At 69.6% G+C, this 12,707-nt stretch carries 7 protein-coding genes; 4 read left to right on the top strand and 3 right to left on the bottom strand.

Going from position 1 to position 12,707, the window contains the following annotated elements:
* Positions 1-56 precede the first annotated feature (56 nt).
* A complete protein-coding gene (locus KAK07_RS14690; RefSeq protein ID WP_210861534.1) occupies positions 57-1,823 on the top strand; it encodes a CocE/NonD family hydrolase in 1,767 nt (588 codons plus the stop codon).
* Positions 1,824-1,918: 95 nt separating this feature from the next.
* Here the strand turns inward: KAK07_RS14690 and KAK07_RS14685 are convergent, their stop codons facing one another.
* On the bottom strand, positions 1,919-2,410 hold the full coding sequence (locus KAK07_RS14685) for a hypothetical protein (protein WP_210861532.1): 492 nt from the start codon (positions 2,408-2,410) through the stop codon (positions 1,919-1,921).
* A gap of 234 nt (positions 2,411-2,644) precedes the next feature.
* Here KAK07_RS14685 and KAK07_RS14680 point away from each other — a divergent pair, with 234 nt between their 5' ends.
* A complete protein-coding gene (locus KAK07_RS14680) occupies positions 2,645-7,183 on the top strand; it encodes a beta strand repeat-containing protein (protein ID WP_210861530.1) in 4,539 nt (1,512 codons plus the stop codon).
* Positions 7,184-7,196: 13 nt separating this feature from the next.
* Here KAK07_RS14680 and ahpF read toward each other — a convergent pair whose 3' ends face one another.
* Positions 7,197-8,765, bottom strand: a complete 1,569-nt coding sequence (gene ahpF / locus KAK07_RS14675; RefSeq protein WP_210851718.1) for an alkyl hydroperoxide reductase subunit F — start codon at positions 8,763-8,765, stop codon at positions 7,197-7,199.
* A 167-nt stretch (positions 8,766-8,932) separates the two neighbouring features.
* Entirely contained in the window at positions 8,933-9,508 is a 576-nt protein-coding gene (gene ahpC / locus KAK07_RS14670) for an alkyl hydroperoxide reductase subunit C (protein WP_210851717.1), read from the bottom strand.
* A gap of 141 nt (positions 9,509-9,649) precedes the next feature.
* Here ahpC and KAK07_RS14665 point away from each other — a divergent pair, with 141 nt between their 5' ends.
* Positions 9,650-9,892: a cysteine-rich CWC family protein gene (locus tag KAK07_RS14665; RefSeq protein ID WP_210851716.1), complete on the top strand. Its 243-nt coding sequence runs from the start codon at positions 9,650-9,652 to the stop codon at positions 9,890-9,892.
* Positions 9,893-12,706 (top strand): DUF3857 domain-containing transglutaminase family protein, encoded by a 2,814-nt coding sequence (locus tag KAK07_RS14660; RefSeq protein ID WP_210851715.1) that lies wholly within the window; start codon positions 9,893-9,895, stop codon positions 12,704-12,706.
* The last annotated feature ends 1 nt before the right edge of the window (position 12,707 follow it).

Below are 12,707 nucleotides of genomic sequence, written 5' to 3'. Positions count from 1 at the left end.
TGTCGCGAAGACCGATCGCACCTGTTAGCGTTCCGCGCTGACAAGGAGTTGCAAGCATGTCCCCTTTCTCGAAGCCCCTGGCCGCCCTGCTCGCCCCGCTGCTGTGGCTGGCCAGCCACGCGACAGCAGCCGAGCGCCCCTGGGTGCAGGGCCAGCGGACCGTGCCCTACTTCGCCAACGCGATCAAGGAAACGGTGCTGGTCGATACGGGCTTCGACCGCGACAACAACGGCGTGGTGGACACCATCCGGGTCGAGATCACCCGGCCCGAGACCGCGCCGGGCGTGCGCCTGCCACTGATCATCCACGCCTCGCCCTACTACTTCAAGCGCAGCCGCGGCGCCTGGGAGCCGGCCTTCTTCTCCACCCGCGGCTATGCAGTGGCCACGGTGGCCTTGCCGGGCACCGACTTCTCCACCGGCTGCGATGACGTCGGTGGCGACTTCGAGGTCAAGGGCACCAAGGCAGTGATCGACTGGGCCAATGGCCGGGCCGTGGGCCGCTACCTTGATGGCAGCACGGCCGACGCCACGCAGTGGACCAACGGCCAGTCCGGCATGATCGGTGTGTCCTGGGATGGCACCATCGCCAATGCGGTGGCCTCGACGGGAGTCAAGGGTCTGAAGACCATCGTGCCGGTGGCGGCCATTTCCAGCTGGTACGACTACACCCGCAGCCACGGCATCCCCTACTACACCGAGCATGTCAGGTTCCTGCACGAGTACGTCAGCAATTTCGACAGCAGCACCTGCAGCAACCTGACGCCTGAGCTGCAGGCCCGGTCGGATGACCTGAGCGGCAGCTACAACCGGTGGTGGTCGGTGCGCGACTTCCGGCTGGATGCCTCGAAGATCACCGCCAGTGTCTTCGTGGTGCATGGCCTGACCGACGAGAACGTCAAGACCGGCCAGTTCGGGCTGTGGTGGGACGAGCTGGCCCGCCACGGCGTGGCGCGCCGCCTGTTCCTGCACCAGGGCCAGCATGTTGAGCCCTACAGCTCGTTCGGCAGCACCTACACGACACCGCTGCTGGCCTGGTTCGACCACTACCTGCAGGGCCTGGACAACGGCATCCCCACCGCGCCGCAGGCCATCATCCAGCGCGAGAACGGCACCTGGTCGACGGACGCCACCTGGCCGCCCGAAGGCACGACGATGCACACGCTCAAGCTCAGCGCGCCGCTGGCCCGACGGGCACCGGCGCTGAGCACCGCATCGGCCACGGTGGGTACGGCCGAGCGCTACCTCAGCTTCACCCAGTCCTCGGCCTATTCGACCGACAGCATCGTCAGCAACCCCACGCAGGCGCGCAGCGACCGTCTGGTGTTCCTGTCCAATGCGCTGGCGGCGCCGCTGCGCCTGGCGGGCACCACCACGGTCACGCTGCGGGTGCAGGTCAACCAGCCCACGGCCGGCCTGCAGGCGCGGGTGGTCGACTACAACGGCAGCTCGGCCTATGTGGTCACGCGCACCATGGCCGACGTGGGCCACCACAGGTCGCTGTCGATCAAGAAGACGCTGGTGCCGGGCGAGTGGTACACGATCAGCTGGACACTGAACACCGATGACCGCATCTTCGCCACCGCCCACAACCTGGGCATCGTGATCAGCGCCGAGCAGGCCAATCCGCTGATCGCCTACCAGCCGGTGACGGTGACGGTGGACACGCAGCGCTCCTCGGTCACGATGCCGCTGCTGGGCGACCTGGGCAGCCTGGCGTCTGTCAAGGCGGTGGGCCCGATCTCGGCGGCGACGATCGAGTCGCCGATGCGCCAGCTGGACCGCGAGGAATTCATCCGCGAGTTTGTCGAGGGCAGCCGCTGATCGGTCCGAACCCCTGAAACAGACACGGCGCCCCGCGGGGCGCCGTGTTCCTGTCCGGGTGTGTGTCAGGCTGCGTGTTCACGCAGCCGGGACACTCACTTGTACAGCTTGACCTCGGTGTTGTAGCGGTGCAGCGTGGTCGGGTTCGACACATAGACCTCCATGGTCACCGTGTGGCTGCCGGTGGCCACCGCAATGCCGGTCTGGTAGGTCATCACGGTGAAGCTGGTGGTCGACACCGGGGTGTTGAAGGGCGCGTTGATCGTCGCGCCGTCCACCTTGATCACGATGGCCGAGGGGTTGACGGTGGCCACACCGGCCACCTGGGCGTTGGCGTTGACCATGATGAAGCAGCCGGCCGTGGCAGTGCAGTTGACGGTCTGCGTGCTGCCATAGGGGTTGAAGCCGGAGACCAGCGCGGTGCCATTGGCATTGTTGGTCTCGAAGTAGGTCTTCAGCAGCTTCAGGCCGGCCGTGAAGGCCTGGGGCTGCACATTGGCCTTGGCGCTGGACACATCGGAGCCGGCCCAGGCGGACAGGCTCAGCAGGGCGGTGGCAGCCACCAGGGCGGGGGTGAAGGTCTTCATGAGGGTACTCCTGGAAACATCGTGGGTAGGGCTCGCCGCCGCGCTGAAAGCCGCAGCGGACGGTCGCAGTCTGTGCCGGCAGAGTGGCGGCGCCAAGGCCACAGTCGTGGGGGGGCGGATGGTCGCGGCCTTCCGTCTCCCTGGGAACCGGGCCTGGCGATCTGGCTTCGATCTAGGGGGGCGTGAGCCGCTGGGGTGACGGATCCGGCGTGAACCGGACACAAGGAGTCCACCATGCGCACCACCCGCTCTTCCTGGCAGTTCGACGCCAACGGCCTGTTCGGCGCCGCCGATGTCGGTCCCATGGACAACATCGTCGGCACCGAGGACGACAACTTCCTGGGCGACACCTCGGGCAACGACGTCATCTGGGGGCTGGGCGGCAACGACACCCTGCTGTCCACCCAGGGCTTCGACGTGCTGCTGGGCGGCAGTGGCGACGATCAGTACCTGACCAGCTCGGCCAGCTACACGCTGATCCAGGACGAGTCGGGTGACGATCTGGCCGGACTGGCGCTGGCCAACTCCGACACCGGCTTCACCCGGCTGGTGGTGCGCGACGGCGCGGGCGACCAGATCGCCGACCTGACCTGGCAGTCCGACCGCGCCACGATCGAGGCGGCCGACGCGGCCGGCGTGCGCTTCGACTTCATGCGCTGGAGCGGTGGCTCCTGGAACATCCAGCACCAGGTCGAAGGCGTCGAGCACTTCCAAGTCACCGGCAGCGACTCGAATGACCTGCTGCTGGCCCGCGGCAGCAAGGGGGTGGCCTTCGACGGCCGTGGTGGCTTCGACACCTTCGTGGCCAACTGGTCCAGCGCGACGGACGACATCAGCTGGGTCAACACGCCCACGCTGACCCAGACGGTCAACGGCATCCAGGTCGCCGGCGTGGAACGGCTGATCCTGCGCACCGGCAGCGGCAATGACACGATCGACAACCGGGGCAACGGCTCCAGCGCCGACGACCTGATCACCGGCGCCGGCAACGACTGGGTGGCGATCGACCAGGGCACGGTCGACACCGGCAGCGGCGACGACACGATCACCCAGGCCTGGGGCAGTGTGGATGGCGGGGACGACAGCGACACGCTGCACATGGGCGGCATCTACAACTCCGACACTGGCGTCACCCGCCTGCTGGCCTACGACGCCAGCAACACCCTGGTGGGTGATCTGAGCACCAACAGCAGCCGCGCCGACATCGAGAACGCGCTGGCCAGCGCCACCCAGTTCGACTTCACCAGCTGGTGGAGCGGCGGCTGGCGCACCCAGCTGCACACCGCCAACATCGAGCACTGGACGGTCAACGGCAGCAACACCGCCGACCTGATCGTCGCCCGGGGCGACGGCGACAGCTACGCCGGCAATGGCGGTTTTGACAGCTTCTACGCCGACTGGTCCGGTGCCAGCAGCGACATCAGCTGGGTCAACACGCCCGCCAGCGCGCAAACGGTCAACGGCATCAGCGTCTCGGGCTTCGAGCGCCTGATCCTGCGCACCGGCAGCGGCAATGACACGATCGACAACCGGGGCAACGGCTCCAGCGCCGACGACCTGGTCACCGGTGCGGGCAACGACTGGGTGGCCATCGACCAAGGCACGGTCGACACCGGCAGCGGTGACGACACGATCACCCAGGCCTGGGGCAGCGTGGATGGCGGCGACGACAGCGACACGCTGCACATGGGCGGCATCTACAACTCCGACACCGGCATCACCCGCCTGCTGGCCTATGACGCCAGCAACACCCTGGTGGGCGATCTGAGCACCAACAGCAGCCGCGCCGACATCGAAAACGCGCTGGCCAGCGCCACCCAGTTCGACTTCACCAGCTGGTGGAGCGGCGGCTGGCGCACCCAGTTGCACACCGCCAACATCGAGCACTGGACGGTCAACGGCAGCAACACCGCCGACCTGATCATCGCCCGTGGCGACGGCGACAGCTACGCCGGCAGCGGCGGCTTCGATACCTTCTATGCCAACTGGTCTGGCGCCAGCAGCGACATCAGCTGGGTCAACACGCCCGCCAGCGCGCAGACCGTCAACGGCATCAGTGTCTCGGGCTTCGAGCGCCTGATCCTGCGCACCGGCAGCGGCAACGACACGATCGACAACCGGGGCCATGGCTCCAGCACCGACGACCTGGTCACCGGCGCCGGCAACGACTGGGTGGCCGTGGGCCAGGGCACGGTGGACACCGGCGATGGTGACGACACCATCAGCCAGGCCTGGGGCAGCGTGGATGGCGGCGCCGACAGCGACACGCTCGCCATGGGCGGCGTCTACAACTCCGACACCGGCTACACCCGACTGATCGCCTACGATGCCAGCAACACCCTGGTGGGTGATCTGAACTACACCAGCAGCCGCGCCAGCATCGAGAACGCGCTGGCCAGCGCCACCCAGTTCGACTTCACCAGCTGGTGGAGCAGCGGCTGGCGCACCCAGCTGCACGCCGCCAACATCGAACACTGGACCGTCAACGGCAGCAACACCGCCGACCTGATCGTCGCCCGTGGAGACGGTGACAGCTACGCCGGCAACGGCGGCTTTGACAGCTTCTACGCGGACTGGTCCGGCGCCAGCAGCGCCATCAGCTGGGTCAACACGCCCGCCAGCACGCAGACCGTCAACGGCATCAGCGTGTCGGGCTTCGAGCGCCTGATCCTGCGCACCGGCAGCGGCAACGACACGATCGACAACCGGGGCAACGGCTCATCCACCGACGACCTGGTCACCGGCGCCGGCAACGACTGGGTGGCCGTGGACCAGGGCACGGTGGACACCGGCAGCGGTGACGACACGATCACCCAGTCCTGGGGCAGTGTGGATGGCGGTGACGACAGCGACACGCTGACGATTGGCAGCCTGTACAACTCGGACACCGGCTACACCCGGCTGCTCGCCTACGACGCTGGCGGTGCGCTGCTGGGCGACCTGAACTACGGCAGCAGCCGCGGCGACATCGAGAACGCGCTGGCCAGCGCCACCCAGTTCGATTTCGTCCGCTGGAGCAGCGGCTGGCAGACCCAGCTGCATGCGGCCAACATCGAGCAGTGGAGCATCACCGGCAGCGCCACCAACGACCTGATCGTCGCGCGCGGTCAGGGCGGCAGCTACGCCGGCAACGGCGGTTTTGACAGCTTCTACGCCGACTGGTCCGGCGCCAGCAGTGGCATCAGCTGGGTCAACACGCCCGCCACCACGCAAACGGTCAACGGCACCAGCGTCTCGGGCTTCGAGCGCCTGATCCTGCGCACCGGCAGCGGCAACGACACGATCGACAACCGGGGCAACGGCTCATCCACCGACGACCTGGTCACCGGCGCCGGCAACGACTGGGTGGCGGTGGACCAGGGCACGGTCGACACCGGCAGCGGCAACGACACGATCACCCAGGCCTGGGGCAGCGTGGACGGCGGCGCCGACACCGACACGCTGACGATCGGCAGCCTCGCCAACTCGGACACCGGCTACACCCGCCTGCTCGCCTACGACGCTGGCGGTGCGCTGCTGGGCGACCTGAACTACGGCAGCAGCCGCGCCGCCATCGCGGCCGCGCTGGCCGGCGCCACCCAGTTCGACTTCGTCCGCTGGAGCAGCGGCTGGCAGACCCAGCTGCATGTGGCCAACGTCGAGCAGTGGAGCATCACCGGCAGCGCCACCAACGACCTGATCGTCGCGCGCGGTCAGGGCGGCAGCTACCACGGCGGCGGCGGCATCGACACCTTCTATGCCGACTGGTCGACCAGCACGAGCGCCGTGATCCTGGGCAGCACCGAGCTGCCCAACAGCGTGCAATGGAGCGGCTTCGAGCGCAGCCTGATCACCGGCAGCGTGTGGCGCGACCAGCTGGACCTGTCGGCCAACAGCGGCAGCGACGACGTGATGGCCGGTGCCGGCAACGACACGATCAGCGGCATCGGCGCGGGCGACACCGTGACCGGCGGCACCGGCAGCGACGTCTACCAGGTCACCGCCAGCGGGGCGGTGCTGGTGGAGGACGCGGGTGGCGGCATCGACGAGGTCTGGAGCACGGTCAACTTCACGCTGGGCGACAACTTCGAATCACTGCGCCTGCAGGGCAGCGCCGCGCTGGAAGGCACCGGCAATGCCCGCGCCAACGAGATCAGCGGCAACGTGGGCGACAACCTGCTGCGCGGCATGGCCGGCAACGACCTGCTGCTGGGCAACGCCGGGCTGGACCAGCTCAACGGCGGCGCGGGCGCCGACACCCTGCGCGGCGGCGCCGACAACGACCGGCTGGTCGGCGGCGCGGGGGTCGATCAGTTCGTGCTGGAAGCCAGCGCGGCGGCCAACGGCCTGGACAAGGTGCTGGACCTGCAGGCCGGCATCGGTGGCGATGTGGTCGACCTGAGCGCCTTCTTCGGGCCGGCCGGCGCCACCGCGCTGGACGGCAACCCCGGCGGCGGCACCAGCCTGGATGCGCTGGCGCCCCCGCTGACGCTCAGCGGCCAGCACCTGTTCGCCGTGGCCGGTGATTTCGGTGCCGATGGCCCCAGCGCCAAGGAGCTGGCCACGCTGCTGCAGGGCACGCGGGTCGACGACGGCAGCCACCAGGTCATCCTGGTGCAGGACCTGCTGAGCGGCCAGGGCCACCTGTTCTTCGTCGAGGAGCGCACCGGCGACGGCAACAACCGGCTGCAGGCGAGCGAACTGCACGAGGTGGCCCAGCTGACGCTGGAGGGCGGCCTGCCCAGCAGCGCGCTGTGGGCCGAGAACTTCCTGCTCCCCGCCATCGGCGGCTGAGCATCGGCCGGGCTCAGGCCGCGGCCGGCGTGCGGATCAGGTGGTCGAAGGCCGACAGCGCGGCCTTCGCGCCCTCGCCGGTGGCGATGATGATCTGCTTGTAGGGCACGGTCGTCGCGTCGCCGGCGGCGAAGATGCCGGGCACGCTGGTGTGGCCCTTGGCATCGACGACGATCTCGCCGAAGCGGCTCAGCTCGATCGTGCCCTTGAGGAACTCGGTGTTGGGCACCAGGCCGATCTGCACGAAGACGCCGGCCAGCGCGGGCGCATGCTCCTCGCCGCTGACGCGGTCCTTCCACTTCAGGCCGGTCATCTTCTGGCCGTCGCCGGTGACCTCGGTGGTCTGGGCGTTGAGGTGCACCGTCACATTCGGCAGCGAGCGCAGCTTGTCGACCAGCACCTGGTCGGCCTTGAGCTGATCGGCGAACTCCAGCAGGGTGACGCTGCGCACCACGCCGGCCAGGTCGATCGCGGCCTCGACACCCGAGTTGCCGCCGCCGATCACCGCCACGTCCTTGCCCTTGAACAGCGGGCCGTCGCAGTGCGGGCAGTAGGCCACGCCCTTGGTGCGGTACTCGGCCTCGCCGGGCACGTTCATGTTGCGCCAGCGCGCGCCGGTGGCCAGGATCAGGCTGCGGCCCTTGAGCGTGGCGCCGTTGTCCAGCGTCACCGTAGCGTAGCCGCCAGGCTGCGGGGCGGGGTCGATGCGCGCCACGCGCTGCAGCGTCATCACGTCCACACCGTACTGGCGCACATGCGCTTCCAGCGCAGCGGCGAACTTCGGGCCGTCGGTCTCCTGCACCGAGATGAAGTTCTCGATCGCCAGCGTGTCCATGGTCTGGCCGCCGAAACGCTCGGCGACGATGCCGGTGCGGATGCCCTTGCGCGCCGCATACACCGCGGCCGCGGCGCCGGCCGGGCCGCCGCCGATGATCAGCACCTCGTAGGGGGCCCTTTCGCTGAGCTTGGCGGCCTCACGCTTGGCGGCGCCGGTGTCGATCTTGGCCAGGATCTCGGCCACTTCCATGCGGCCATTGCCGAAGGGCTGGTCGTTGAGGAAGACGCTGGGCACGGCCATGATCTGGCGCTGCTCGACCTCGGCCTGGAACAGGCCGCCGTCGATCGCCACCGCACGGATGCGCGGGTTGAACACCGCCATCAGGTTCATCGCCTGCACCACGTCCGGGCAGTTGTGGCAGGTCAGGCTCATGAAGGTGTCGAAGGCGAAGTCGCCATCGATCGCGCGGATCTGCTCCAGCACCTCGGGCTCGACCTTGGGCGGGTGGCCGCCGGCCCACAGCAGCGCCAGCACCAGCGAGGTGAACTCGTGGCCCATCGGCACGGCGGCGAAGTGCACGCCCATGTCGTGGCCGACGCGGGTGATCTGGAAGCTGGGACGGCGCGCGAACTGGCCGTCGAAGCGGGCGCGGATCTTGTCCGGCGCGATGGCGGCGATCTCGGTGATCAGCTCGCGGATCTGCTGAGCGCCTTCGGAGTCATCGAGGCTGGCGATCAGCTCGATCGGCTGGCTGATGCGCTCGAAGTAGGCGGCGAGTTGGCCGGTGGTGGTGTCGTCCAGCATGGGGGCGCTCCTGGTGTGCGAGATGTCAGGGTGAGGTCGTCCGGACCCCGTTGACAACCCCCGCCCGGGCGTCCTGCCGGGGAGGCTGTCAACGGGGCCTGATCCGGGGATCGGGCCGGGGGGAAGAAGCGGGCCGCCGGCCCGCTTCGTCTGGTCGCATCAGGGGGTCAGATCTTGCCGACCAGGTCCAGCGACGGGGCCAGGGTCTTGGCGCCTTCCTTCCACTTGGCCGGGCAGACCTGGCCGGGGTTGGCCGCGGTGTACTGGGCGGCCTTGAGCTTGCGCAGGGTCTCCGACACGTCGCGGGCGATCTCGTTGGAATGCACTTCCATGGTCTTGATCACGCCGTCCGGGTTGACGATGAAGGTGCCGCGCAGCGCCAGGCCTTCCTCGGCGATGTGCACGCCGAAGGCGTTGGTCAGCGTGTGGGTGGGGTCGCCCACCAGCGGGAACTTGGCCTTGCCGACGGCCGGCGAGGTCTCGTGCCACACCTTGTGCGAGAAGTGGGTGTCGGTGGTGACGATGTAGACCTCGGCGCCGGCGGCCTGGAAGGCGGCGTAGTTGTCGGCGGCGTCCTCGATCTCGGTCGGGCAGTTGAAGGTGAAGGCGGCCGGCATGAAGATCAGGACCGACCACTTGCCCTTCAGGCTCTCGTCGGAGACGGTGATGAACTCGCCCTTGCCGGCGCGGTTGACGAAAGCCTGGGTCTTGAACGGCTGGACGGTGGTGTTGATCAGCGACATGGTGTTCCTCGTGGTTTCGGAATGTGCAGTGGTTTTCTGCGACGGGATGAATCTTAGTTGCGCCGCAGCATTCTGTGGATTGATTGATCGAATCTGGGCAATAGCAGTCGCCTATTGCCCGGTGCGTGCCACACTGGCGCCATGCTGCCCCCTGTCGTGCCCCCGCTGTCCACCGACCGCTGCCCGCGCTGCGGCGGCGGCTTCCATTGCGGGGCCCAGGACCCCGGCCCCTGCGCCTGCACCCGCCTGCAACTGACCCCCGAGGTGCTGCAAGCGATGCGCGCACGCTGGACCCGCTGCCTGTGCCTGGCCTGCCTGCAGGCCTTGTCCGAGGGGGCTCCGACCGATCCGCAGACGGCATCACGACCGACCCAGGGAGACTGAATGAGACGATTCGCGCGCTGGCTGGCAGGCCCCTGCCTGGCCCTGTGCATGGCCGGCAGCGCCCCGGCCCTGGCCCAGAACGCCCCGGCCAAGCCGGGGGTGGCGGCCAAGACCATCAAGGACGCCCGCAGCGGCTTCAGCTACCGGATCGAACCGGTACCGGCCTGGGTCGTGCCGGCGGTGGAACGCAGCGGCGTGACGGTGGCGCCGGCGGCCATGCACTACCGCGTGCTCGACGAGCAACTGCGCATCGACGAGCGCAGCCAGGAGGAGTCGGTGCACGTGGTGCGGGTGGTCAACGAGGCGGCGGGGCTGCAGGCCGCCTCACAGATCGAACTGGAGTTCGATCCCGGCTACCAGACCCTGGCCCTGCACCATGTGGACGTGATCCGCGCCGGCCAGCGCAGCACCCGGCTGAATCCGCAGCGCATCCAGCTGCTGCAGCGCGAAACGCAATTGGAGCGGCGCATGATCGATGGCCGCGTCACGCTGACGCTGCAGATCGAGGACCTGCGCAGCGGTGACCAGCTGGACTACGCCTACACCCTGCGCGGGCGCAACCCGATCTTCGGCGCCCGGGCGCTGCATGCCACCTGGATGGGCTCGTGGCGTGCGCCGGTGGCGACGATGCAGCTGCGCGTGCTGGCGCCCGCCGGGCGCCGCCTGGCCCGCAGCCCGGCACCGGCCGGCACCCAGGTCAGCGAGCAATCGTTGCGCGGCTGGCAGGAAACCCTGCTGCGGCGCGAGAACGCGCCTCAGATCAGCGTTGACGAGGGCGCCGGCTACGCCGCGGTGCTGGACCAGCAGGTGCAGCTCAGCGAGTTCGGCGGCTGGGCCGAGGTGGCCGAGTGGGGCCGCGGGCTGTTCGCCATCGACCCCCGCCAGCCGGCGCTGGAGCGCCTGGCCGAGTCGATCCGCAGCGCCCATGCCACGCCGGCCGAGCGGGCCCGCGCGGCGGTCGATTTCGTGCAGCGCGAGGTGCGCTACTTTGGCACCGAACTGGGCGTCAACAGCCACCTGCCGGCGCCGCCGGAGCAGGTGCTGGCCCAGCGCTTTGGCGACTGCAAGGACAAGACCGGCCTGCTGGTGGCGCTGCTGGGGCGGCTGGACATCCCGGCCCAGCCGGTGCTGGTGTCGCAGTCCTTGCGGCGCGACGCCGAGCGCTCGCTGCCCTCGCCGATGGCCTTCGACCACGCGATCGTGCGCGCCGAGGTCGACGGCCAGGTGCTGTGGATCGATGGCACGCGCCACCACCAGAGCGGGCCGCTGGCCAAGCGCCAGACGGTGGCCTTCCAGCGCGGCCTGGTGCTGGCGCCGGGCAGCCAGGCCCTGGCCACGCTCCCCGCGCCCTGGGACGAACTGCGCGCCCAGGTGCAGGACCTGTGGCGCGTGGAGCGCTTCGACCAGCCGCTGCAGCTGCAGGCCCGCATCACCTGGCGTGGCGAGATGGCCGACGGCTGGCGCGAGGCCCTGGCCACCCGCCAGGCCAGCGAGCTGCGCGAGGCCCTGGCCGAGCCCTACCTCAAGGCCTACCCCGGCGCCACGCTGACCGCGCCGCTGGGCATCGAGCATGCCAGCGACGACGACGCCGTGACCCTGGTGCTGAACCTGTCGGTGCCCGGCTTCTTCCGCTTTCCGGAGCAGCGCGCGATGGTCGGCGAGGTTCTGCTGTGGGCGCCGCTGCAGGCGCTGATCTGGCCCAAGGCCAGCAGCCGCCGCCAGCCGCTGATGGTGAGCCTGCCCGGGCGCTACGTGCAGGATGTGCGCATCGATTTCCCGGACGACATCGTGCGCGAGCCGGTCCAGCAGCGCTTCGAGGATGGCGTGGGCGGCGTGCGTCTGGAGACCCGGCTGCAGGTCACGGCACGTCGATTCGAGATGCACGGCGAGGTGCGCCTGGGCATGGACCGGGTGGAGCCGGCCGACTGGAGCGAGCACATCACCCGGCTGGCCAAGCTGACGCCGCGGCTGGGCGGCACGGTGTCGATGCTGCCCTTCAGCCTGGCCCGGGCACAGGCCCTGCAGACCCGGATGCGGGAGCTGGAAGAGGATATGAAGCGCGGCAAGCTGCCGGTGCGGACCAAGCGCCAGGCCGAGGCCCGCTTCCTGCGCGCGGTGCACGACGCCCAGGTCGATGGCGGCCGGCTGCCGCCCGCGCTGCTGGCCCAGGCGCTGCACCAGCGGGGCATCCAGAACGACCACCTCGGCGAGATCGAGGAGGCGCGCGCCGATTTCGCCCGCGCCCTGACGCTGCAGCCCGACGATGGCGAGTTCCTCAGTGCCGCGGCCACCAACGCCCTGGCCCGCGGCCGCCCCGACGAAGCCAGCGCGCTGGCCCGTCGCGTGCTGGAGCGCCAGCCGCGCCAGCCCGGCGCCCTGATGCTGCTGGCGCGCGCCCAGTTCGCCCAGCGCGACTACGCTGCGGCCGCAGGCACGCTCGAGCCGCTGCTGCAGGACGGTCCGTCCCTGCAGCGCGGCTACAGCCTGGTCTGGTGGGCGATGGCCCAGCGCCACCTGGGCCAGGCCACCAGCGCGCTGCTGGAGAAGCAACCCAGCAGCGGCTGGCCGCAGGACTGGCCGCGCCCGCTGATCGAGCATGTCGCCGGGCAGATCGACCTGGAGGCGCTGCTGGCGGCCGCGAAGCGCCAATCCCAGCCCCCCGAGGCGCTGACCGAGGCCCACTACGTGGCCGGCGAGCTGCTGGCCGCCGCCGGGCAGCGTGACGCCGCCCGCGCCCAGTGGCGCCGCGCCACCGACCTGGGCGTGGTCGAGTACGTCGAGTACGCGGCCGCCCAGCGCCGGCTGGCCGAGTGAG

This window comes from Ideonella alba, from assembly GCF_018069875.1.
Taxonomy (GTDB): domain Bacteria; phylum Pseudomonadota; class Gammaproteobacteria; order Burkholderiales; family Burkholderiaceae_C; genus Ideonella; species Ideonella alba.
Note: the sequence above shows the minus strand (reverse complement) of the source record. Positions and strands in the feature narration are given on the sequence as shown.